Consider the following 23427-nt stretch of genomic DNA (forward strand, 5'->3'; position numbering starts at 1 on the left):
ATGATATGGAAGAAAAGATTTGTAATAATTGCGGAATAAGCAATGATAAAATCGCAAAATATTGCTCTGGATGTGGATTTGAACTACCTAAAACAGAACCTAAAATTTTAGATAATATAGAATCTCAAAGAAAAACCGAAAGTAAGAAAAATATCTATCCAAAATTAGTCGGTATAATTGCATTTGTACTATCGTTTTTAGCTGTTCAGTATTTTTTTTTCAAGAAACCATCACTTGACAAAGTAATGGTTGAAACAGCTAGCGAAATAAACAAATCCTGTCCCGTAATGGTTGACCAAAATACTAGACTTGACAATACAATGGCTATGCCTAATAATGTATTTGTATACAATTACACATTAATAAATTTAGAAAAACAAGATATTGATATTGATGAAATGAAAAATTTCATTGAGCCAAATGTGGTCAATAATATGAAAACTAACCCCGACATGACACTTTATCGAGAAAATAGAATTACCATGATTTATAATTATAAAGATAAAAACGGAGAGTTCGTTTTAAAAATAAATGTGAGCCCTGAAAAATATGAATAAACACTATGCGCACACCGTTAAAAAATAATTGTGTGGTTCTTACCTACTTGGGAAATCTTTTGAACTTTACTTTGATTCGTTCCTTTTTAGTAAGATAGCTTCATGTAAGAGCAACTAGCTTATAACCTTTTAACCTTTCCTAAAACTCAATGAAAAATATCAAATTATACTATGTACTGTTATTGTTAACTTTCTTTACTTTTTCGTGTGGGGATTCAGACAGTGGAATTACAGATGAAACAAATAACCAAATTCCTGACGACTATAATCTATTAGTTGCTTCAGACCTTGGAGAAATATTTCAAATAGGAAATAATACTGGAAATATAAAAAATATTGGACAGATAAAGAAGGAAAGTAGTAGTTCAATCTTATCTACTAGCAGCTTGATAGCTTCAGAAGATAAAATTTATGCTATAGAATATATTTACAACCCAACACCAACAAATAATCTTTTGATATTTGATAAACAAAAAAGCACAACTCAAATTGTCCCATTAACATTGCCTTCTAATATTAGTGGCTTTGAAAGACATCTTTATGCTCTCGCATGGAATAACAATGACCTGATTGGGGTTTTAGCAGAAAACGCTTTGGAAAAAAAATCTGCAAAGCATCTTGTCACTATTAATCTTCAAGACCATTCGATCACAGATTTAGGTATTACTTTTACAGAAGATTTAATTACCTCAATGAAAAAAGTTAACTCCAAATTATATTTATCAACTTGGGGCGAAGGTTTCTTAATAATAGATTTAAATAATAATACAGTAAACAGATTAAATTCTATTAGTGGAAGCAGAATGGCTATAATCAATGATTCAGAAATGGCAATAATGCAAGTTGTTCCTAACATTTTAAATGGAGCTAAACCAGAGATCATTAACTTGACAAATCTAACAATATCTGATAATTCAAAAGAAGAACATTATGGACTGGCTGCTGTTTTTGGTAACTCCATTTATAAAAATGAAGAGTATTTGAATTTAGTAGCCGTGCCAAATTTGAATTCAAATTTAGCTCTTTTAAAAACTAACTTTAAAACAAACAAAAATACCATTGTTAAAATTAAGTCAACTAGTGTGAACATAAATTTAATAATTCTGGATACAACGAATTAAAAGTTAAGATGTGTAACAACCTATTAAAACTACCTCACTCTTTCAAATTAAAAATGCTGCTACACAATACTCATTTTTTTTACGCATAAACTTTTAAATGCTACCCAAGTAATCAATCAAATTTGCCTAGATTACCAAGATTTGGTATTTTTGATAAAATCATACGTCAAATGGGAAAAAACACATCCATATCACTTGGAAGTCATTTTGAGGAATTTATAAACGGAGAAGTTAAATCTGGTAGATATAGCTCGGTGAGTGAAGTCATTCGTTCCGCATTGCGAATTTTAGAAAGTGAAGAAAAAAAAGAAAAAGCATTGATTAAGGCTCTTGAAAAAGGAGAACAAAGCGGATTTTGTTGAAGATTTCGACCCAAAACAAAATCTCATTGCATTACATCACCAACACTTATGAGTAAAAACCAAACCTATTTCCCCAAAATAAAAGACATCAAAGCAGCTGCCAATTCCATTCAAAACGTATCGGCTGTGACGCCTTTAAGCCCTAGCCATAGATATTCTAACCAATTTGGTGCTAACATTCTTTTAAAGCGTGAAGACCTTCAGCAAGTGCGTTCATATAAAATTAGGGGGGCGTATAACAAAATAAGTTCGCTTACCGCGGAAGAATCCCAAAACGGTGTGGTTTGTGCCAGTGCGGGCAACCATGCGCAAGGTGTGGCGTTATCCTGTAAATTGTTGAAGATTAAAGGTGTTATTTATATGCCTGCGCCAACACCCAACCAGAAAATAGAGCAGGTTAAAATGTTTGGGGAAGATTATATTGAAATTAAGTTGGTTGGCGACACTTATGATGATGCATACCATGCATCCATGTTGGAGTGTAAAGAATTCAATAAAGTATTTATCCATCCTTTTGATGACAAAAAAGTTATTGAAGGACAAGCAACCATTGGTCTCGAAATTTTAGAGCAAGCCACCGCGCCCATCGATTATGTTTTTATCGCTGTTGGCGGCGGCGGATTGGCAGCAGGTTTATCAACCATTTTTAAGGAACTATCACCCAACACCAAAATTATTGGTGTGGAGCCGGAAGGGGCGCCCTCCATGTCGGTTTCAATGGAGAACAACCAAAACACCGAATTGGAAACCATTGAAAAATTTGTTGATGGTGCTGCGGTAAAACGAGTGGGCGATTTAACCTTCCCCATCTGCAAAGCCAATTTACATGCCATGATAACCGTGCCATCAGGAAAAGTGTGCGAAACCATTTTAGAACTTTATAATAAAGATGCCATAGTTGTTGAGCCAGCAGGTGCGCTTAGCATTTCGGCATTGGATTTTTATGCGGATGCCATAAAAGGAAAAAACGTGGTCTGCGTGGTTAGCGGCAGTAACAACGATATTACACGAACTCCCGAAATTAAGGAACGCGCGCTGTTGTATGCCAATTTAAAACACTATTTCATTCTCACTTTTCCGCAGCGTGCCGGAGCGTTAAAAGAGTTTGTGGTCGATATTTTAGGGCCTCATGATGACATTACCCATTTTCAATATACCAAAAAAACAAATCGTGAAAATGGTTCTGCTGTGGTGGGGATTCAATTAAAATCTGCTTCCGATTTGGAGCCTCTAATCACCAAAATGAAACAACATAATTTTTATGGCGATTATTTGAACAATAAACCAGAACTGTTTCAATTCTTGGTTTAAAACTATGGTTTCTGTTTTTTGATTCCATGGTCGAAAACGTTTGAGTTTTATGCAATTTCTTTACATGTAAATAATACGTTAAGAATTTGATATTTTTTAAGAGGACTTCCTTTTTTTAAAAGTGATTGTATCAAATTATGGGTATATTAGCATTTGCTTTTAACACTATAATTTTTAAACATGAGCACTGCTACAATTGAAATTCCGGAACCATATAAAATAAAAACACTTCTCCATCAATCAACCTATTTGTCCGATGGCGAATTAAAAGAGTGGAAAGGAGAAACCGCTGAGGTATATTCCACCATTTCTTCCACAGAAAATTATAAGCCCACACTTTTAGGTACCATTCCGCAATTAGGCGAAAAAGAAGCTTTGGAGGTTTTAAACGCCGCTTTAAGTGCTTATGATAAGGGACAAGGTTTATGGCCAACTATGAAAGTGTTAGATCGCATTGCCTGCATGGAAAAGTTTGTAAAGCAAATGAAAACCAAGCGCGAGGAAATTGTAAAACTTTTAATGTGGGAAATTGGTAAAAACTTGCCCGACTCCCAAAAAGAGTTTGACAGAACGGTCGATTATATTTACGATACCATTGAAGCCTACAAACAAATAGACAGGGATTCGGCCAAGTTTGAAAAAAATGATGGTGTGTATGCACACATTCGCCGTGGGCCACTTGGGGTGGTTTTGTGTTTAGGGCCTTATAACTATCCGCTAAACGAAACATTTACGTTGCTTATTCCAGCATTGATTATGGGGAATCCCGTTATTTTCAAACCTGCGAAATTGGGGGTTTTGTTAATTTCACCATTATTGGAAGCTTTCCAAAACAGTTTTCCAAAAGGGGTAGTAAGTATTATTTACGGTCGTGGGCGTGTATTGGCAACACCCATTATGCAATCTGGTAAAATAGATGTATTGGCGTTAATAGGGAATAGTAAATCTGCCAATGCTTTGCAAGCAGTACATCCTAAAGGAAATAGGTTGCGTATGGTTTTAGGTTTGGAAGCTAAAAATCCAGCCATCGTTTTGCCTGATGCCGATTTAGATTTAACGGTAGATGAATGTATTGCAGGAACTTTATCCTTTAACGGTCAGCGTTGTACGGCTTTAAAAGTATTGTATGTGCATGAATCGATTGTAGATGAATTCAACAAGCGTTTCACCGCAAAAGTAGATGCCCTTAAATTTGGAAATCCTTGGGAACCGGGTGTAAAGTTAACACCGCTTCCCGAAGTTGAAAAACCAGGTTATATTAAAGAATTAATTGCAGATGCTTTAGAAAAAAGTGCCCGTATTTTAAATGAAAAAGGCGGAAAAATAACCGAAAACTTTATTTTTCCAGCGGTTTTGTATCCTGTTAATACAGGTATGAAAGTGTATAGCGAAGAACAATTTGGTCCTGTAATTCCTGTGATTCCGTTTTCAGATATTGAAGAACCGTTACACGATATGGCAGAATCCAATTATGGTCAACAAGTCAGTTTGTTTGGTAAAAACATTGAAAAATTAGCCCCATTAATTGATACCTTGGTGAACTTGGTTTGTCGTGTGAATTTAAACAGTTCTTGTCAACGTGGACCAGACGTCTATCCGTTTACAGGAAGAAAGGATTCTGCTTATGGTACCTTGAGCGTTCACGATGCCTTGCGTTCATTTTCAATTAGAACCTTTGTGGCTTCAAAAGATAACGACTATAACAATGCCATTTTAAAGGAATTGTTGGAAAAGAAAACATCCAATTTTATTAGCACGGATTATATTTTGTGATTTGTGTGATTTTAGCAATAAATTTCATTGAATAACGTTTTTAATTATTCAATGAAATTTGTTAATAACGAGATATTTATAATAAAAAGAATACAAATAGGCCGATATTGATAATTTTTTCATAAAAGTATTTGCTTTTTTTACTTTGTATTGAATAAAATTATAGTTTTACAATATGAAACATTCATAATCATGGGTTTATTTTATTAAAATCAATATATGAATGTAGCATGTGTCCTTTGGAAAAGAAATTAAAAACACACATGAAAATTTTAAAAAATAAAATACGTTCTTCTATACCCGGTTTGCCAGCGCACAGTCGCCGCCGCTTTTAATCTTATTGTAACAGCAAAACCCAAACGTCATTTTAATTTTTTTCTTAGTGTACAAAACATCCTTTATAGCATATCAAAATTCAGTTAGTTATTTAATTAACAAACGCTTCTTTGGTTATATTTTTCCCCGTCGCCCGTAAGGGTGCACTTCTATTTAAGAATCGCTACGTGCGGTTCACCAAAAAAACAATCCTAATTTTTAATTCATTTTTATAATTATAATGGACATTGTAATTGCCGATATATCACATGCCAAATACGCAGAGACCATTTGCGAAACCATTGCGGAATCTGCAGCGGTTAGAGGCACGGGTATTGCGAGACGCACGCCAGAGTACATAACAAAAAAGATGGAAAATGGCAATGCTGTTATTGCGTTGGATGGCGATCGGTTTGCGGGTTTTTGCTATATAGAACTTTGGGGCCATGGCAAGTTTGTTGCCAATTCAGGATTGATTGTCCACCCCGATTATCGTGGTGCAGGGTTAGCAAAAAAAATAAAACATAAGGTATTTAAGCATTCAAGAACCAAGTTCCCGGATGCCAAAGTATTTAGTATCACTACGGGATTGGCGGTTATGAAAATGAATACCGAGTTAGGGTATAAGCCCGTGCCGTTTTCAGAACTGACGGATGATCCAACTTTTTGGGATGGTTGCCAAACCTGTAAAAACTACGATGTTTTAACGCGTACCAACCGCAAAATGTGTTTGTGCACAGGCATGTTGTACGATCCGAAGGCGAAGAAGTTTGAGCCCAAAAAAATTAAGGAAAAGGTTTTTAATAGATTAAAACATATTAAAGAAACCATGTTTCTAAAAAAAGATAAAAAGTAATGGTGATGAAAAATCAGTAATTACCTGAAATGGCAAATTTTAAACGAGTCAAGATGAAGAATGTGCAGAAAATATTTCAACCGAAGAATTTGTCCATAAAGAATTCAGCCAATGAATGAAATGAATACAACAACAGACATAGAAGTTAAAACTGTTTTAGAAAAAGCTGAACATTTTTGTGAAGCAGAAGGACTTGAAATACAGCTTGTTTATAAACTTTCAAATAAATCATTGGAAATTATTTCTGAAAGATCGCAAGCACTTCCAACTTTGTATTTCGTAGGTGTTGAAATGTTGAAAAAACGTGCTGAAAACGGATGTTTTATATTGAAAAAAGAAGGTCAGATTTATGGTCATATCTTTGTCCACGAACACCAAGTTAAAGGACATTATGTTTATGAACGTACGTCACTATGGATAGACGATACATACCGAAATCATAATCTGGGTTTGTTATTAATGGCTAAAATAACAGAGTTTTATTCTGACACCTTTCTTATTTCCGTTGCACAAACGCCTAAAGTGCATCGCTACAACGAAATGTTGGGAATGACGCATGTTACCTTGGCTAAAATGTCGGCAGTATTGGTTGAAGAACTGGAAAAATTAGGAAAACTTCGCGATGAGTTTAGTTTTAGGTATTATGTGAATGCCTGTTTTGAGGCGGAAATAGGCGATTTAAAATAAAAGAAAAAATAAGTTATAAAGATAATAAAATGAAGAAATTAGTTATAGCATATAGCGGAGGATTGGATACTTCGTATTGCGCCGTAAGTTTATCAAAAAAATATGAAGTGCATGCGGTAAGCGTTAATACTGGTGGTTTTACCAAAGCTGAAATAGAACATATAGAATCGAACGCCTATAAAATGGGTGTTTCAACTTATAAAAATGTGGATGCGGTGGCGACATTTTACCAAAAAGTAGTGAAGTATTTGATTTTCGGAAATGTGTTGAAAAACAATACCTATCCACTTTCTGTGAGTGCCGAACGTATTATTCAAGCTATTGAAATTGCCGAATACGCTAAAAGCATTGGTGCCGAATATATTGCGCATGGTAGTACAGGTGCTGGAAACGACCAAGTGCGTTTTGATATGATTTTTCAAACCTTGGCACCAGAAATCCAAATCATCACACCCATACGGGATGAAAAATTAACCAGGCAAGCGGAAATAGACTATCTAAAAGCCAATGGCATCGATATGTCTTGGGAAAAAGCCAAATACTCGGTTAACAAAGGACTTTGGGGCACCAGTGTTGGCGGCTCAGAAACGTTGACTTCTGATAAACCATTGCCAGACAGCGCATACCCTTCACAATTAAAGCATGCAGAGGATGAAAAAGTGGTTTTAACTTTTGAAAAAGGCGAGTTGGTTGCTGTAAACGGCATCGAAAACGACTCAGAAATAAATATTGAAACTTTGAATAACCTTGCAAAAGCCTATGCTATTGGCAGGGATATCCATGTGGGCGATACCATTGTGGGCATTAAAGGGCGTGTTGGTTTTGAAGCACCGGCGGCATTAATCACAATTAAAGCACACCATTTATTGGAAAAGCACACGCTTACCAAATGGCAATTACAACATAAAGAATATTTGGCGAGTTTCTATGGTATGCACTTACATGAAGGGCAATATTTAGATCCTGTGATGCGAAACATAGAAGCGTTTTTACAAAGCAGTCAAGACAAAGTGAGTGGCGATGTGTTTGTAACGTTGAGGCCATACCATTTTAATTTAGATGGAATTAGCTCTGATCACGATTTAATGAATGCGAAATTTGGTAGCTATGGGGAAGAAAATAAAGGATGGACCGCCGATGAAGCGAAAGGGTTTATAAAAATCTTAGGAAATCAGAATAAAATTTATCATCAAGTAAATTCTTAATTTAAAGATTGTTAAAAATGAAAACCTGCAAAATACATAACCTGCAAGGTTTTCAAAACCTTGTAGGTTTATAGAACTATAACTAAAATGAAAAATATCCATGTTGGAATAATAGGAGGTGCCGGTTACACGGCAGGCGAATTAATCAGATTATTGATCAACCATCCTGAAACCGAAATCGATTTTGTGTACAGCACATCCAATGCAGGAAATAAAATAAGCAGTGTACACCAAGATTTATTGGGCGATTTAGACTTGAAATTTACAGACACCATCAACCCAAATGTTGATGTGTTGTTTTTATGTTTAGGGCATGGAAACTCCGTAAAATTTTTATCGGCTAATACCTTTTCTGAAAACACGAAGATTATTGATTTAGGAAACGATTTCCGACTTGAAAAAGACAAAGTGTTTCAAGGTAAAACCTTTGTTTATGGTTTACCGGAATTGCAAAGGAATGCCATTAAAAAAGCAAATTATATTGCAAATCCTGGATGTTTTGCAACCACGATTCAGTTGGCTTTGTTGCCACTTGCTGAAAAAGGATTGTTAAGTAATGATGTGCACATCAATGCGGTTACAGGTGCTACAGGTGCAGGAACATCATTGTCTGATACCTCACATTTTCCGTGGAGGGATAATAATTTTTCATATTATAAACCATTTACGCATCAGCATTTAGGTGAAATAAATCAGTCAGTTAAGCAATTGCAAAACAATTTTACTTCTGAAATTTTATTTATGCCGAACCGAGGAAATTTTTCAAGAGGTATTTTTGCAACGGTATACACAGATTTTGAAGGCACTTTGGAAGAAGCTAAAGACATGTTCAAAGCATTTTATAAAGATGCGAAATTCACTTTTGTATCTGATGAGGTGTTGCATTTAAAACAAGTGGTTAACACGAACAAGTGTTTAATACATTTGCATAAACACAATAATAAATTATTGGTAACCAGTATTATCGATAATTTATTGAAAGGAGCTTCGGGACAAGCCATTCAAAATATGAATTTAATGTTTGGGTTGGAAGAAACGATGGGGTTGCAGTTAAAGGGGAGTTATTTTTAGTCCCCACCTAGCCTCCCCAAAGGGGAGGAACCAATGCGCAATTCCCCTCCTTCGGAGGGGTTAGGGGTGGGTTCTACAGCAAGAGTGGCGCGTTAGCGATTGAAGTGGAAAGCCCACAGCGAGGCACGAGCGAGGACTTGCAGCGTAAAGCGCGACCCTGAGCGTTCCTGCAAGGTTTAAAAAAACCTTGTAGGTAATAGCGAGGGGAAACGCCCAAAATAATAATAAGTATAAAATTTTCTTCTTCCGAAGTATTAGAGGAAGAAAAAGTAATTTGAAAACAACTCACGAAAACGCCAATAATTTTATTCGTGTATTCGTGGCAACAAAACGTTAAAAATGAAAATAGCCATTATTGGAACAGGAAATTTAGGAAGCTCTATCGCAAAAGGACTTATTGGAAATAAATCTTTTGAAGCTTTGTATTTAAGCGATAAGAATACGACGTCCGTAAAAAGTTTTGAAAACGTTAAAAACGTGACTGTTACTAGCGATAATTTATTAGCTGTTGAACAAAGCGATATGGTTATTTTTGCTTTACAACCGAAGCATATAAATGCTGTTTTGGAAAGTGTTGCTTCTAAAATCACAGAAAAACATGTGGTTATTTCCGTGGCTGCTGGGGTTGATATTGCTAGAATTGAAGGCATTATTGGAAGTGATAAAAACATTATTCGGGTGATGCCAAATACAGCGATTTCCATTGGAAAATCGATGACCTGTATTGCGGCAAATGAAAAAGCGCAAGACAAGGTGGCGATGGCTCAAACCATATTTAACCAATTGGGAACAACTATGGTGATTCCCGAAGATTTAATACAAGCAGCTACTGTTATTTGCGCCAGTGGCATTGCGTTTTGGATGCGCCTTGTACGTGCAACTACTCAAGGGGCTATACAATTAGGTTTTGAGGCAGAACAAGCACACGAATTGGCAACGCAAACCTGTTTTGGTGCTGCGAGTTTGTTGTTGGAATCGGGCAGACATCCTGAACAGGAAATAGACCGCGTAACCACCCCAAGTGGTTGTACTATTGAAGGTTTAAATGCCATGGAGCACCAAGGTTTAAGCTCTGCTTTGATACAAGGCATTGTGGCTTCGTTTGAAAAAATCAATCAAATTAAAAAGAATTAAAATGCCATTATTTGACGTTTATCCATTATACAATGTAACACCAGTTTCGGGCAAAGATATGCTTGTTTACGATGAAAAAGGTGTTGAATATTTAGACCTTTACGGAGGTCATGCCGTAATTTCGATTGGGCATTCACACCCAAATTATGTGAAGGCTATTACTAATCAAGTTAAAACTTTAGGGTTTTACTCAAATGCCATTCAAAATCCGTTGCAAGTTGAATTAGCTGATAGATTAGAAACACTTTCTGGTTGTACAGGTTATGAATTGTTTTTGTGCAATTCGGGTGCTGAAGCCAATGAAAACGCTTTAAAATTAGCCTCATTCAAAACAGGAAAAGCGCGTGTTGTTGCTTTTAATAATGGATTTCATGGGCGCACATCGGCAGCGGTGGCGGCAACCGATAATAAAAATATTGTAGCACCTATCAATGCACAACAGGCGGTTACTTTTTTAGCTTTGAACGATGTTGAAGGCGTTAAAAAGGAACTGGAAAAAGGCGATGTATGTGCGGTTATTGTGGAGTTTATTCAAGGTGTTGGTGGCTTGGACCAGGGAACGGCTGAGTTTTTTGAGCAAGTGGACGCGCTATGTAAAGCAAATAATACGTATTTTATTGCGGACGAAGTGCAATCGGGTTACGGACGCTCCGGTAAATTCTTTGCGTTTCAATATTACAATGTCACGCCCGATGTTATTTCCATTGCGAAAGGCATGGGAAATGGTTTCCCCATTGGAGGGATTTTAATCCATCCAGATATTGAAGCGAAACACGGCATGTTAGGGACTACTTTTGGCGGCAATCATTTGGCTTGTGCTGCTGGGTTAGCGGTTTTAAATACGATTGAAGAAGAAAACTTGATGGCTAATGTCAATGACATTTCAGACTATTTCATTGCCGTAGCGAAAACAATTCCGCAGATAAAAAACATTAAAGGACGCGGACTCATGATTGGACTGGAATTCGATTTTGAAGTCGGCGACCTAAGAAAAAAGCTGATTTACGAACATCATATTTTTACAGGAGGTGCTTCAAATAAAAAGTTGATTCGGATTTTACCTCCTTTAACCATTAAAAAAGAACATGTCGATCAATTTTTTAAAGCTTTAAAAGTAGCTTTAAAGTAAGATGACTATTAAAAACTCTGATACTTAAACCTTAGAAAGTCTGGGGATTTAAAGTTCAGAAAAATCTAAGTTAGCAGTACTGAAAACTGTAACTGCGACTGAAAACTAAAATTATGAATACTTTATTAAGCATAGAAACAAGAAATGCCGTATTACTTAAAATGGCAGCACTTTTAGATTCTGAAAGAGCCGCTATAATTAAGATTAACAAAGCCGATTTAGAGGCTTATAATGGGGAGGATATATCTATGTACGACCGTTTAAAAGCAGATGATTCTAAAGTAAATGAAATGATTGCTTCGGTAAAACATTTAGCGGCTCAAAGAGACCCAGTGGGCATTGAACGCTTTAGCTTTAAACACGATAATGGCATGCAGGTTTATAATAAAACCGCTTCTTTTGGAACGGTGCTGATTATTTACGAATCCAGACCAGACGTGACCGTGGAAGCTGCTGGAATCGCTTTTAAATCGGGAAATAAAATTTTACTGAAAGGTGGTAAGGAGTCTTTAAGATCAAATTTGAAAATCGTGGAATTGTGGCATCAAGCGCTGAAAGCACATGGAGCTTCAACCGATTGGGTGGAATATTTACAATTTAACAGAACAGAAACCCAGGCGTTTTTGGAAAATCCGACGCAAAAAGTCGATTTAATTGTACCTCGTGGAGGCGAACGTTTAATTGCCTTTGTTAAGGAACATGCTACCTGTCCGGTAATTATTAGCGGTCGAGGCAATAACTTTGTGTATGTTCATAAAGAAGCAGACCAACAAATAGCTTTAGACGTCATTATCAATGCGAAAACAACCAAAATTTCGGCGTGTAATGCGTTGGATAAAGTATTGATTGATAAGAACCTTCCAAATAAAGAAGCCTTCATAAAAACCTTGATTTCAAAATTAAAAGAGTCTAAAATAAAGATTTTAGGTGATGAAGCGATTTCAAAATTTGATGATGTTGAGGCCATTCAATCAGATGACATTTGGTACAAAGAATTTTTAGATTATAAAATCGCGATGGCGGAAATTGATTCGAATGAAGACACCATTGCTATGATAAATAAATATTCTGGCGGGCATTCTTCATCCATCATTACAAAAAACAACGAAGTTGCTAAAGTGTTTATGGAAAATGTAGATACAGCAGCGGTTTACCATAATGCCTCTACGCGATTTACGGATGGTGGCCAATTAGGTTTGGGTGGCGAATTGGCAATCAGCACCGATAAATTACACCAAAGAGGCCCTATTGGTTTAGAACATTTGGTAACAAATAAATGGTATGTCCATGGAAACGGACAAATAAGATAATGCAGAAAAAGAAACGCATATTGCTTAAAGTGGGCTCTAATACGCTCACTAAAGAAACCGATAATATTTCGAGAGGTAAGATTGAAGATTTGGCAAACCAAATAGCACATTTACAAGATACTTGTGAGTTTGTTATTGTAAGTTCGGGTGCCATTGCTGTGGCAAAACAGTTTGTAAAATTGGAAAGTAAAGGCAAAGATATTAATGTAAAACAAGCCTTGGCATCTATTGGTCAGCCACATTTAATACGTATCTATCAAGAGATTTTTAGGGAATATGGGTTGCTTACTTCACAGTGTTTATTGTCGTATTCCGACTTTGAAAAGGAGCAAAGCAGAACCAATATCGTAAACACGATTAATGTATTGGTAAGTAATAATTACATCCCCATCATTAATGAGAATGATACGGTTGCTACCGATGAGATTAAATTTGGTGATAACGACAAATTAGGTGCTTTAACCGCATCACTTTTAGAGGTTGATTTGTTTATTATTGCTACCAATACCCATGGTATTTATACCAAGGAATCTATGGAGAATGGTACGCCAAAAACCATTGAAGTGGTGGCCGATTTTGATGTTTTGTTGGAACAAGTGGTCAATTCAAAATCGAAACATGGAAGCGGCGGGATGCAGTCTAAAATCGAAGCTGCTGCCGTTACCAAAAAAGCGAATATAGAAACGTGGATAGTAAACGGGCTGGAAGATAATTTCATGGTAAATGCTATGGAGAACAAAGTACTTTTTACTAAAATAAAATAGTATAAAAGACCTCACAGAGGTTTTTAAAACCTGTGAGGTCTAGAAATAAATTGGTAATGTTTTGAAGAAAATGAAGAACTTAATATTAATATTTTTTATTGTTGGACTTAATAACTGCTTTGGTCAAAACCAAGTATTTCAGACCGAATCTGAGATTGAGTCAATCCTAAATCGACAAAAAGTAAATCTATCCGAACCGATTACTTTAAAAAACGGACTATTAACTACCAAAAACATAATGATGGGATTTGACGGAAAACCTGTCTATGAAAGTGAGGTGAAAATAAAACTAAAAGAAATACTTGAAATAGAAACAGAGTTTTATGAAAAAACAAATATTACTAAACTAAAATTTATTTCTGATTCTGAAAATTCAATTCAAGAAAAATATCTAAATTCTGATGAATTCCATAGCCTTAATTCTTCACAAATAAATTTACGTTTTATTAATTCAGAAAATCTTGCTGAATTATTAGATTTTTTTAATAAATACAAATTAAATTCGGGTATTATAAGCAACTATCTAGAAAATGAAACATTTGATTCATTTATACATAAATTTAGTATGAATGAAGAATTTCAAATAGAAAGAATTAAATTCCCTTTAGATTATAGTAAAAGAATAGATTTTGAGAATAATGATTCATCGTTAAATAAAAGCACAATTCCAATATCACTTTGGAAACACCAAAACTTAAATTTAGACAAGCTAACAAGAGTTCAAATTTATGATAATTTTCAAAAAACATTAAAGGAAACGGACGAAAGGTTAATTGATTATGTTCAAATAAAGGACAACATTGATATAGGGCTTTTTTTTAAAAGAATAAAAGGGCTTTGGTTTTTAATAGCAATTGAGAATAGATAGTATTAAACAGAACTATTGTTAACACTGTATAAAAAAAATACAGTTGAGTATTAAAAAAGGTAGTTACGTATTTGTCAAATTTAATTACGTAAAAGCCTAATATACATAACCGTGTCATTTTTATAAAGAAACATTACCCTGCAAGGTTTTAAAACCTTGTAGGTGGGGTGTCAAATTTGTGCGTATTCATAAAAAAATCGTTCGTTCTGTTTCTTAAACTTTTTCGGTGTTAAAAACCTAAAAAGCTAGTAAAATAAAGACTTTAGGTCATTTTTAAATTCATTATTGAAGATAAAAAAGAGAACGGAATTTTAAATTTTATGTACTTAATATTTGACATCCCACCTTGTAGGTATGAAAAAAATAACACTAACACAATGAAGAACTACACCTCCATACACGATATAGATAACATCCATACTTGGATTGAGGAAGCGAAGGCATTAAAGGCACATCCGCTTAAACATATCGATTTAGGAAAACATAAAACCCTTGGTTTATTGTTTTTTAATTCTAGTTTACGAACCCGTTTAAGTACCCAAAAAGCAGCATTGAATTTAGGTATGGATGCTATTGTTATGAATGTTTCTGGCGATGCCTGGGGCATTGAGTTTGGTGATGGCACCATCATGAACGGAAACACGGCAGAACATATTAAGGAAGCCGCCGCAGTAGTGTCGCAGTATTGCGATATTATTGCCGTAAGAGCGTTTCCAACATTAACCGATAAAGAAAAAGATGAAAGTGAGCATGTGCTAAAGTCCTTCGTAAAATATGCATCGGTGCCCATTGTAAATATGGAAAGCGCCACCGGACATCCGCTTCAAGGGCTTACCGATGCCATTACCATTTCAGAACACACCAAAAAAACGAAGCCAAAAGTAGTTTTAAGTTGGGCACCACATATTAAATCATTACCTCATGCGGTGGCAAATAGTTTTATTCAAGCCATGCAAAAAATGGAGGTGGAGTTTGTCATTACACATCCCGAAGGCTATGGGTTGAATCCTGAAATAACAGGAAATACGCCCATAAATAACAATCAAAAAGAAGCATTTAAGGATGCCGATTTCGTGTATGTGAAAAACTGGAGCAGTTATAACGATTATGGAAAAGTGCTTAACACAGACCCCAATTGGATGATTACTAATGAAAAATTAGGCGATGCTAAATTTATGCACTGTTTACCAGTTAGAAGAAATTTAATTGTTGAAGATGCCGTTTTGGATGGACAAAATTCATTGGTTATTGAACAAGCGAATAATAGAACTTATGCAGCACAATTAGTGTTGAAGAAATTATTAGAAGCCAATAAGTAGATTAATTTCCTTTGTGAAACTTTGTGTCTTCTTTGTGTGTTTTGTGTATAACTATTTCACAAAGTTGCACAAAGGATTCACAAAAAACACAAAGCTAAACTGAGATTTATAAAAGAAAAATGGAAAAACTGTCCATAGTAAAAATAGGTGGGAACATCATTGAGGACGATGCGTCTTTAAGCGCATTCTTAAAACTCTTTGCTAACTTAAAAGGAAAAAAAATTTTAGTCCACGGTGGCGGAAAACGCGCCACCAGTATCGCATTAAAATTAGGCATTGAATCTAAAATGGTGAATGGCAGACGTATTACCGATGCCGAAACATTGGAAGTGATAACTATGGTTTACGGTGGTTTGGTAAACAAAAACATCGTAGCACAATTACAGGCATTACAAATAGATGCGATTGGTTTAACAGGAGCCGATATCAACAGTATTTCATCAGAAAAAAGACCTATAAAAGAAGTCGATTTTGGTTTTGTGGGTGATGTTAAAAAAGTAGCGCACAAGTCTATTGATAAATTAATCCAGGCGGATTTTACTCCCGTTTTTTGTGCGATTACACATGATGGCAACGGACAATTACTAAACACAAATGCCGATACCATAACATCACAAGTCGCTGTTGGCATGAGCAAAATTTACGAAACATCCATTTATTATTGTTTTGAATTGAATGGTGTTTTAAAAGACATCAACGATAAAAATTCGGTGATAAAACACATCGATTCTAATTTATACAACCAATTATTGGCAGATGGCATTATTGCAGACGGCATGCTTCCAAAGCTGGAGAATTGTTTCGACGCTTTAAAACATGGCGTAAAAACCATAAATATGGGAAACACGGCGATGTTGACCCAAGAAAACAATCATTTTACAAGAATAACTCTATAATATGGCATTACAGGAACTAACAAATAACGCAGTTGCACTATTAAAACAGTTAATAGAAACACCTTCTTTTTCTTCGGAAGAAGACCAAACGGCATCACATATTGAAGCTTGGTTTAAGCGAAATGACATCGAATATAAGCGAACCCAAAATAACGTTTGGGCAGTTAACAAGCATTTCGATGCCAACAAACCAAACATGTTACTTAATTCGCACCACGATACCGTAAAACCCAATACCGCTTATACGAAAGACCCGTTTAAAGCCATTGTAGAAGATGGGAAATTATACGGTTTAGGAAGTAATGATGCAGGTGGGTGTTTGGTGTCGTTAATCGCAACATTTACCCATTTTTACAACCATAAAGATTTAAAATATAATTTAATTTTGGTCGCTTCCGCGGAAGAAGAAAGCAGCGGACCCAATGGATTGAACAGTATGCTGAACATCATTCCAAAAATTGATGTTGCCATTGTTGGCGAACCCACGTTGATGAATTTAGCTGTTGCCGAAAAAGGCTTGGTGGTTTTTGATGCCAAAGTAAAAGGAACGGCGAGTCATGCAGCGCATCCAAATGACGATAACCCCATTTATAAATTGATTGAAACTTTACAGTGGTTTAAGGACGTAGCGTTTGAAAAAACCTCCGAAGCCTTAGGCGATGTAAAACTAACCGTCACACAAATCAATGCAGGTAAGCAACATAACGTGGTGCCAGCAGATGTAGAATTAGTGATAGATGTTCGAGTCAACGATAAATATACGAATGCCGAAATAGCAGAATTTTTACATAAAAATGCACCATGTTCAAGTATTGCGCCACGTAGTTTAAATTTGAATTCATCATCTATTCCGGTGGAACATCCATTAGTGCAAGCAGGAATTGCCTTAGGAAGAACTACGTATGGATCGCCAACATTATCAGATCAGGCATGGTTATCATGTAAATCATTAAAATTGGGTCCAGGCGATAGTCCACGTTCGCATTCAGCAGATGAATTTATTTATTTGCATGAAATTGAAGAAGGCATAAAAATATATGTTGAATTGTTGAATCGGGTCTTAATTCCTGCGTAAGCAGGAATCTTGATGATTGACCTGCAAGGTTTTAAAAACCTTGTAGGTCTGAAATAGAAAACATGAAATAGACCTGTCAGGTTTTTAAAACCTGAAAGATCTGAAATAATAACTAAAAATGAAAGTAGAGATTTCTGCTTTCGCAGAAATTTATGAAACTCTGGGATAAAGGCATATCAATCGATAAAAAAATAGAACAATTTACCGTTGGAAACGATAGGGAAATTGATATGCATATTGCAAAATACGATGTCATCGCATCACGGGCACACGCTAAAATGCTTCAAAAAATCGGTATTCTATCAGCACACGAATTAGTGGAATTATTAGGTGGATTAAAAAAATTGGAAGCCCAAATTGATAATGGCACTTTTGTAATAGACCCACAATTTGAAGATGTACATTCCAAGATTGAGTTTGAGTTGACTAAAACTTTGGGCGAGGTTGGTAAAAAAATCCACACCGCACGTTCCAGAAACGACCAAGTTTTAGTGGCGTTGCAACTGTATTACAAAGAAAACTTAGGCATTGTAAAACAGAAAACACACACTCTTTTTGAAACCCTTTTAGGATTGGCAGATACTTATAAAGACAAAGTGCTTCCTGGATATACCCATTTGCAAGTGGCCATGCCATCTTCGTTCGGGTTGTGGTTTTCGGCGTATGCAGAGGTGTTGATCGACGATGTTTATTTGCTAAATGCCGCTTTAAAAACAGTCGATCAAAACCCTTTGGGTTCTGCCGCTGGTTACGGAAGCTCGTTTCCTATTGACAGGGAATTCACGACCAAAGACATGAATTTTTCAACCCTAAAATACAATGTGGTTGCTGCTCAAATGAGCCGAGGCAAAAGCGAACGCACCATTGCTGCCAGTTTAGGGAGTTTATGCAACACCATGAGCCGTTTTGCCATGGATGTGTGTTTGTATATGAGTCAGAATTTTGGCTTTATATCGTTTCCAGATGAGTTAACAACAGGCAGTAGCATCATGCCCCATAAAAAAAACCCAGATGTTTTTGAGTTGATTCGAGGAAAATGCAACAAAATACAAGCACTTCAAACAGAAATGTTGTTAATAACCAACAATTTGCCAAGTGGCTATCATAGAGATTTTCAGTTGCTAAAAGAAAATATGATTGCTGCCTTTGAGGATGTAAAAGACATTCTGGATATTTTTAACTATTCCATTCAGCAAATCATCGTTAAAGATGTTGATATTCACAACGATTTATATAAATACTTGTTTACGGTTGATAATATTAATACACTTGTTGTTGAAGGACAAAGTTTTAGGGAAGCTTACCAGAAAATTGGTGGACAAGTACAGGATGGTACCTACAAACCTGATACCTCTAAAAAGCATACCCATGTTGGGAGCATTCACAATTTGTGTTTGGATAAAATTAGAGGAAAATTTCCCATATAAAAATGATTTCTAAAACCTAATGGAATGTCAGCTAAAAAAACGATTTTAATTTTTTGTTTATCATTTGTAATGTTCAGTGGTTTCGCCCAAGTAGAAATAATACCTTTATGGGATGGCGACATTCCTAACAGCCAAAAATCAAACGAAGAGGAGGTTGTTGAAAGTACCGATATTGTTAGAATGTCATTGGTGCAGAAACCAACTTTGGCGGTGTATTTGCCTTCCAAACGCAACGCTACAGGAAAAGCGGTGATCATTTGTCCTGGAGGCGGCTATCAGTATTTAGCTTATGATTGGGAAGGAACGGACATAGCCAAATGGTTTAATTCCAAAGGCATTGCTGCTTTTGTTTTAAAATATAGACTACCGAATTCCAAATCCATAAAAGTGTCTTATGAAGCACCTTTACAAGATGCGCAACGGGCTATAAGATTGCTGCGTTCACAAGCTGCGAAATGGGGCATCAATCCAAATAAAATTGGAGTTATTGGTTTTTCGGCAGGAGGGCATTTAGCTTCTACATTAGGAACTCAGTTTGATAAACCCAACTTTTTTAAAGAAACCGCTATCGATACCATTTCTGCACGACCGGATTTTATGGCATTGATTTATCCCGTTGTTACCATGAAACCAGATTATACGCACAAAGGTTCTAAACAGGCATTATTAGGCGATAATCCTACTGAAGCGTTGATAAACCAATATTCCAATGAATTGCAAGTAACCGAAAATACACCGCCTACTTTTATGGTACATTCTGAAGATGATAATGCAGTTCCCATTGAAAACAGCCTGAATTTGTATAAAGCATTGAAAGATAAAGGCATTAAAACCGAAATGCATATATATCCCAACGGAGGACATGGTTATAGTTTGGCATTGGGGAAAGGGCACCTTCAAACTTGGACTGATAGGTTGTATGATTGGTTGGAGAGTTTGCGATAGGTTTCTCCTGCAGATTCCGCAAATTTTCACAGCAACACTCCCAAGGTTTTTAAAACCAATCCCAATCAATAAGCAGTATCTTGTTCAGTTTAAGTCATACACCTTGCGTCTCTGCGGCTTTGCGAGATAAAAAGAAAAGAGCCTGCAAAAGCAGACTTTCCGAGTTAAAGTGGGGAGAGCAGGATTAAATATCCTATTTCTCCATTTGTGAAAATGAAAAGTAACGCTGTTATCACAGCGCACATTTTTCATTCTAAACTATTTTCTGAAACACATTTCAAAACAGTTTAGAATAAAAAGAGCCTGCAAAAGCAGACTTTCCGAGTTAAAGTGGGGAGAGCAGGATTGACTCCGTCCATCCTGAAAACTACGTTTTGAAAATAGAAAAACCCACAAAACAAAAAAGCAAGCTTTATATTTTGCTTGCTTTTTCTATTTATCCGTGGGGAGAGCAGGATTCGAACCTGCGAAGATGAAATCAGCAGATTTACAGTCTGCCCTCGTTGGCCGCTTGAGTATCTCCCCAAAACCGAGCGCAAATATATTATAGTTTACCAACTATGCAAAATAAAATCCTGCCATTTTACAATTCGTAGCGCAACCTAAACGACACAAACAAGGGCTGTATAAAATACTCGGTAGCACTTACTGAAATTGCACCGGTATTACTGTTGTTCTGAGACTTGGTATTGAACAGGTTAGTTGCTTTGATTTCGTATTCCAACTTAGCGTCTTTATCTTTTCTGTATGATAACGAAGCATTCAAAAACTCATAACTGTTAATAGTGCCATTGGCGTTACTAAAATTAGTATAAGAGTAATCAGATTTAAAGGTAAATGATTTTAATATAAGCGCATCTACCTCAATGGATGGCGCTTTGGTATAAAATTTTGTATTGTTGCTCCCTTGGTTGTTGTCTTGGATAGTGTATCTATAACCAAGCTCAAAATTAGGGGCCGTTTTAAAATTAGTCCTTAATTCGGTTCGATAGGTTTGCGAAAAACTTTCGTTTATTGATAGCCTATTTTGAATAAATTGGTTAAACTTGGAATAATTAAAGTTGCCACTTAAAGAGGCTCTTATTTTACCAAATGCACGCTGAAAACGACCATTGGCACTAGCACTTTCGTCGGCAAACCCAGAATTGAAGGGCGAACTTATACGAATGACGCTACCGGGTTCAAAAACCGATGTGTTCCTAATGTTATCAATGCTTTTGCTGTAATTAAGGCCAGCATATACATTGGTATAATTGAACATATTAAAACTATAATAATTTAGGTTGATATTGTGCGACAAGGCGCTTTCCAACTCTGGATTTCCAGAAAACAAGGCGCTATAGCTATTTAAAACCAAACCACTTGCAAACTTGGAAACATCGGTAAACTGTGTTTGCATCCTGTAATTTAAAGTTACTTGCTCACTTTTTTTCAATTGCATTATCATATTGAAATCTGGTAACAAACGGAAAAAATTATCGGTAACCTGAATGTTTAACTGCGTGTTTTTGGCACTGTAGGCATGTGCTGAAGCCCCAGGTGTAAAAGTGAATTTTCCAGTTTTCAATCTATAATGGAAGCCTAAATACACATCGCTAAAATTGTATTTAATATCGTTTGTATCAAGTCCATCATTAATGGTTGGTGTTGGGTTGAATTGGGAATTGTCATCTAAAAACTGAAAGATATTAGAGTCGAATTGCTGTGTGCTTAAAACGCTTCCCAAAGTGAAATTAATATTGCTTTTGGTATTCAAAATGTTCCAATAATCAAGTTTGGCATCCATTTGATTGGATTTAACACGTTTATTTTGAGCAATGTTATAGCCCAATTGCGCACCATCCAATCCTAAGTTATTGGCGGTACCATCATAATTTTCTTTATCCTCCAAAACGGCATTATAAAAAGGATCTTCGTCTTGCAATAGATGCTGAACTTCCAAAGCAAAAATATGATTCTCATTGTGGGTGTAGTAATAATTTAGATTTTGACTGATGCTATAGGGGCTTGAGTTTTCAAATTGCCCAATATTGCCATTAACCGATGAGAAAAAACGCTCGTCTTGCGATTCTTTTGAAAGGCGCCCTAAAATATCATAATCCAACTGATTTCTAGTGTTAGGTTTATATTTTGCCGACAGCTTTAGCATGCCTAAATCGCTTCGTTGCGTGGTATTGCTCGTAGTGCTTTCATCTGGAATACCAAGTGCGGGGTTGGTGTATTGAATATCCCTGTTTTCCTCTAAATCTGTTCTACTATTCGAAAAAAGAGCAAATCCACTTAAATCCAATGCTTTGTTGGCCGCCCAACTAAAATTGGCGCCTCCAAATTTGGTGTTTATATCTTTTGCCCTATTGTTCTGAACCGTTAAAAACCCCAAATCATTGCTTCCTAAATTAATATTGGTGCCGCTGCTTCTGCTCGGGTTTCTAAAACCACCGGTAAAGTTGAAATAATCACGACGTGTAAAGGTCACTTCGCCAATATTGTTCAAATCTGTAATGGTATTGATGCTGTATTCGGGGCTGTAATAAAACAATTTGGGCTGTATTAAGTACAGACCGTTTTGGTTGGAAGCACCTCCGCCCAAGGTTACATTCCCAAACCAAAAATTGGTTTTTCCTTCTTTTAATTTAATGTTTATGGCTACATTGTCTTGATTGTTGGTAACACCGCTTAATTGCCCAACTTCAGCGTAATTTTTTAGTATCTGAACTTTGTCAACGGCATTTGAAGGAATGTTTTGTGTGGCCAATTTTGAATCGCCATCAAAAAATTCTTTGCCTTCAACCATTATTTTTGTTACTACTTTGCCTTCAACTTGTATTTGCCCGTCATCATTTATTTCCACTCCGGGTAAATTTTTAAGCACATCGCCTAACTTGCGTTCCGTGCCTTTATTAAATGAATCGGCATTGTAAATTAAGGTATCGCCCCTTACTACTACGGGCATTTCGTAAACCAAATTAATTTCATCTAAGGTATTGTCATTTTGTAAAGTGATGTTCTTAACAAGATCGACATCTTTGGATTCAAAAAGTTCCTCTGCCGTTTTCATGCCAATATAACTTACCTGAAGTTTATAAGTTGCGTTCTTTTTTAAACTGAGTTTGTAACGCCCTTGATCGTTTGTAATTCCGTAAGAATCCAAGGCTTTTGTTTCTTGGTTGATGGCGATAACATTGGCAAGTTCTAAGGGGTTTCCTATGCTGTCTTTTACAACGCCTTCCAACTTTATTTGGGCAAAAAGGGTACTGGTAGCTAATAGGAGGAGTGTGGTTAATATTAATTTCATCAATGAA

General features: G+C 36.0%; 20 protein-coding genes and 1 tRNA gene. 19 read left to right on the forward strand and 2 right to left on the reverse strand.

Annotated features, from left to right (window positions below; genetic code table 11):
* Nucleotides 1-5: 5 nt before the first annotated feature.
* From ACU1LP_RS07875 to ACU1LP_RS07965, 19 genes are all read left to right on the forward strand, one after another.
* Complete coding sequence (locus ACU1LP_RS07875; RefSeq protein WP_445732129.1) at nucleotides 6-557, forward strand: hypothetical protein; 552 nt, start codon at nucleotides 6-8, stop codon at nucleotides 555-557.
* A 149-nt stretch (nucleotides 558-706) separates the two neighbouring features.
* Nucleotides 707-1678, forward strand: a complete 972-nt coding sequence (locus tag ACU1LP_RS07880) for a hypothetical protein (RefSeq protein WP_445735995.1) — start codon at nucleotides 707-709, stop codon at nucleotides 1676-1678.
* Nucleotides 1679-1848: 170 nt separating this feature from the next.
* Nucleotides 1849-2040, forward strand: a complete 192-nt coding sequence (locus tag ACU1LP_RS07885) for a type II toxin-antitoxin system ParD family antitoxin (protein ID WP_445735996.1) — start codon at nucleotides 1849-1851, stop codon at nucleotides 2038-2040.
* A 48-nt stretch (nucleotides 2041-2088) separates the two neighbouring features.
* Entirely contained in the window at nucleotides 2089-3351 is a 1263-nt protein-coding gene (ilvA, locus tag ACU1LP_RS07890) for a threonine ammonia-lyase IlvA (protein WP_445735997.1), read from the forward strand.
* Nucleotides 3352-3531: 180 nt separating this feature from the next.
* On the forward strand, nucleotides 3532-5124 hold the full coding sequence (locus tag ACU1LP_RS07895; protein ID WP_445735998.1) for an NADP-dependent glyceraldehyde-3-phosphate dehydrogenase: 1593 nt from the start codon (nucleotides 3532-3534) through the stop codon (nucleotides 5122-5124).
* Nucleotides 5125-5680: 556 nt separating this feature from the next.
* Nucleotides 5681-6295 carry a GNAT family N-acetyltransferase gene (locus ACU1LP_RS07900; protein ID WP_445735999.1) on the forward strand — a complete coding sequence of 205 codons (615 nt, stop codon included), beginning with the start codon at nucleotides 5681-5683 and terminating at the stop codon, nucleotides 6293-6295.
* Between the two features lie 120 nt (nucleotides 6296-6415).
* A complete protein-coding gene (locus ACU1LP_RS07905; RefSeq protein ID WP_445731233.1) occupies nucleotides 6416-6982 on the forward strand; it encodes a GNAT family N-acetyltransferase in 567 nt (188 codons plus the stop codon).
* A 29-nt stretch (nucleotides 6983-7011) separates the two neighbouring features.
* Nucleotides 7012-8187, forward strand: coding sequence for an argininosuccinate synthase (locus tag ACU1LP_RS07910; protein ID WP_445736000.1), 1176 nt, complete (start codon nucleotides 7012-7014; stop codon nucleotides 8185-8187).
* A gap of 87 nt (nucleotides 8188-8274) precedes the next feature.
* Complete coding sequence (gene argC, locus ACU1LP_RS07915) at nucleotides 8275-9258, forward strand: N-acetyl-gamma-glutamyl-phosphate reductase (protein WP_445731235.1); 984 nt, start codon at nucleotides 8275-8277, stop codon at nucleotides 9256-9258.
* Nucleotides 9259-9597: 339 nt separating this feature from the next.
* The gene (gene proC / locus ACU1LP_RS07920; protein WP_445731236.1) at nucleotides 9598-10392 is read left to right on the forward strand and encodes a pyrroline-5-carboxylate reductase; all 795 of its coding nucleotides are present in this window, start codon (nucleotides 9598-9600) and stop codon (nucleotides 10390-10392) included.
* 1 nt (nucleotide 10393) lies between these two features.
* On the forward strand, nucleotides 10394-11521 hold the full coding sequence (locus ACU1LP_RS07925) for an aspartate aminotransferase family protein (protein WP_445736001.1): 1128 nt from the start codon (nucleotides 10394-10396) through the stop codon (nucleotides 11519-11521).
* Between the two features lie 113 nt (nucleotides 11522-11634).
* Nucleotides 11635-12831 carry a glutamate-5-semialdehyde dehydrogenase gene (locus ACU1LP_RS07930; RefSeq protein ID WP_445736002.1) on the forward strand — a complete coding sequence of 399 codons (1197 nt, stop codon included), beginning with the start codon at nucleotides 11635-11637 and terminating at the stop codon, nucleotides 12829-12831.
* A complete protein-coding gene (gene proB, locus ACU1LP_RS07935) occupies nucleotides 12831-13595 on the forward strand; it encodes a glutamate 5-kinase (protein WP_445731239.1) in 765 nt (254 codons plus the stop codon). The genes ACU1LP_RS07930 and proB overlap by 1 nt, the downstream gene beginning before the upstream one ends.
* A gap of 70 nt (nucleotides 13596-13665) precedes the next feature.
* A complete protein-coding gene (locus ACU1LP_RS07940; protein ID WP_445736003.1) occupies nucleotides 13666-14463 on the forward strand; it encodes a DUF4348 domain-containing protein in 798 nt (265 codons plus the stop codon).
* A gap of 377 nt (nucleotides 14464-14840) precedes the next feature.
* Nucleotides 14841-15782 carry an acetylornithine carbamoyltransferase gene (locus ACU1LP_RS07945; RefSeq protein ID WP_445736004.1) on the forward strand — a complete coding sequence of 314 codons (942 nt, stop codon included), beginning with the start codon at nucleotides 14841-14843 and terminating at the stop codon, nucleotides 15780-15782.
* Between the two features lie 119 nt (nucleotides 15783-15901).
* Nucleotides 15902-16678, forward strand: a complete 777-nt coding sequence (gene argB / locus ACU1LP_RS07950) for an acetylglutamate kinase (RefSeq protein ID WP_445736005.1) — start codon at nucleotides 15902-15904, stop codon at nucleotides 16676-16678.
* Between the two features lies 1 nt (nucleotide 16679).
* The gene (locus ACU1LP_RS07955) at nucleotides 16680-17753 is read left to right on the forward strand and encodes a M20 family metallo-hydrolase (protein WP_445731242.1); all 1074 of its coding nucleotides are present in this window, start codon (nucleotides 16680-16682) and stop codon (nucleotides 17751-17753) included.
* Nucleotides 17754-17905: 152 nt separating this feature from the next.
* Nucleotides 17906-19180 (forward strand): argininosuccinate lyase, encoded by a 1275-nt coding sequence (gene argH, locus ACU1LP_RS07960; RefSeq protein WP_445731243.1) that lies wholly within the window; start codon nucleotides 17906-17908, stop codon nucleotides 19178-19180.
* 24 nt (nucleotides 19181-19204) lie between these two features.
* Entirely contained in the window at nucleotides 19205-20125 is a 921-nt protein-coding gene (locus ACU1LP_RS07965) for an alpha/beta hydrolase (protein WP_445731244.1), read from the forward strand.
* Nucleotides 20126-20568: 443 nt separating this feature from the next.
* Here ACU1LP_RS07965 and ACU1LP_RS07970 read toward each other — a convergent pair.
* Nucleotides 20569-20650: transfer RNA gene (locus tag ACU1LP_RS07970), tRNA-Tyr, on the reverse strand.
* A 58-nt stretch (nucleotides 20651-20708) separates the two neighbouring features.
* Nucleotides 20709-23420, reverse strand: coding sequence for an outer membrane beta-barrel protein (locus ACU1LP_RS07975; protein WP_445736006.1), 2712 nt, complete (start codon nucleotides 23418-23420; stop codon nucleotides 20709-20711).
* Nucleotides 23421-23427 lie beyond the last annotated feature (7 nt).

Source organism: Mariniflexile sp., from assembly GCF_052728615.1.

Excerpts from the sequence above, each read along its gene's own strand:
- proC (WP_445731236.1), top strand. The coding sequence starts at position 9,598 with ATGAAAATAGCCATTATTGGAACAGGAAATTTAGGAAGCTCTATCGCA.
- ACU1LP_RS07955 (WP_445731242.1), top strand. The coding sequence starts at position 16,680 with ATGGCATTACAGGAACTAACAAATAACGCAGTTGCACTATTAAAACAG.
- ACU1LP_RS07975 (WP_445736006.1), bottom strand. The coding sequence starts at position 23,420 with ATGAAATTAATATTAACCACACTCCTCCTATTAGCTACCAGTACCCTT.
- ACU1LP_RS07905 (WP_445731233.1), top strand. The coding sequence starts at position 6,416 with ATGAATACAACAACAGACATAGAAGTTAAAACTGTTTTAGAAAAAGCT.
- argH (WP_445731243.1), top strand. The coding sequence starts at position 17,906 with ATGAAACTCTGGGATAAAGGCATATCAATCGATAAAAAAATAGAACAA.
- argB (WP_445736005.1), top strand. The coding sequence starts at position 15,902 with ATGGAAAAACTGTCCATAGTAAAAATAGGTGGGAACATCATTGAGGAC.
- ACU1LP_RS07910 (WP_445736000.1), top strand. The coding sequence starts at position 7,012 with ATGAAGAAATTAGTTATAGCATATAGCGGAGGATTGGATACTTCGTAT.
- ACU1LP_RS07965 (WP_445731244.1), top strand. The coding sequence starts at position 19,205 with ATGTCAGCTAAAAAAACGATTTTAATTTTTTGTTTATCATTTGTAATG.
- ACU1LP_RS07880 (WP_445735995.1), top strand. The coding sequence starts at position 707 with ATGAAAAATATCAAATTATACTATGTACTGTTATTGTTAACTTTCTTT.
- proB (WP_445731239.1), top strand. The coding sequence starts at position 12,831 with ATGCAGAAAAAGAAACGCATATTGCTTAAAGTGGGCTCTAATACGCTC.
- ACU1LP_RS07895 (WP_445735998.1), top strand. The coding sequence starts at position 3,532 with ATGAGCACTGCTACAATTGAAATTCCGGAACCATATAAAATAAAAACA.
- ACU1LP_RS07925 (WP_445736001.1), top strand. The coding sequence starts at position 10,394 with ATGCCATTATTTGACGTTTATCCATTATACAATGTAACACCAGTTTCG.
- ACU1LP_RS07930 (WP_445736002.1), top strand. The coding sequence starts at position 11,635 with ATGAATACTTTATTAAGCATAGAAACAAGAAATGCCGTATTACTTAAA.
- ACU1LP_RS07885 (WP_445735996.1), top strand. The coding sequence starts at position 1,849 with ATGGGAAAAAACACATCCATATCACTTGGAAGTCATTTTGAGGAATTT.
- ilvA (WP_445735997.1), top strand. The coding sequence starts at position 2,089 with ATGAGTAAAAACCAAACCTATTTCCCCAAAATAAAAGACATCAAAGCA.
- ACU1LP_RS07900 (WP_445735999.1), top strand. The coding sequence starts at position 5,681 with ATGGACATTGTAATTGCCGATATATCACATGCCAAATACGCAGAGACC.
- ACU1LP_RS07945 (WP_445736004.1), top strand. The coding sequence starts at position 14,841 with ATGAAGAACTACACCTCCATACACGATATAGATAACATCCATACTTGG.
- ACU1LP_RS07940 (WP_445736003.1), top strand. The coding sequence starts at position 13,666 with ATGAAGAACTTAATATTAATATTTTTTATTGTTGGACTTAATAACTGC.
- ACU1LP_RS07875 (WP_445732129.1), top strand. The coding sequence starts at position 6 with ATGGAAGAAAAGATTTGTAATAATTGCGGAATAAGCAATGATAAAATC.
- argC (WP_445731235.1), top strand. The coding sequence starts at position 8,275 with ATGAAAAATATCCATGTTGGAATAATAGGAGGTGCCGGTTACACGGCA.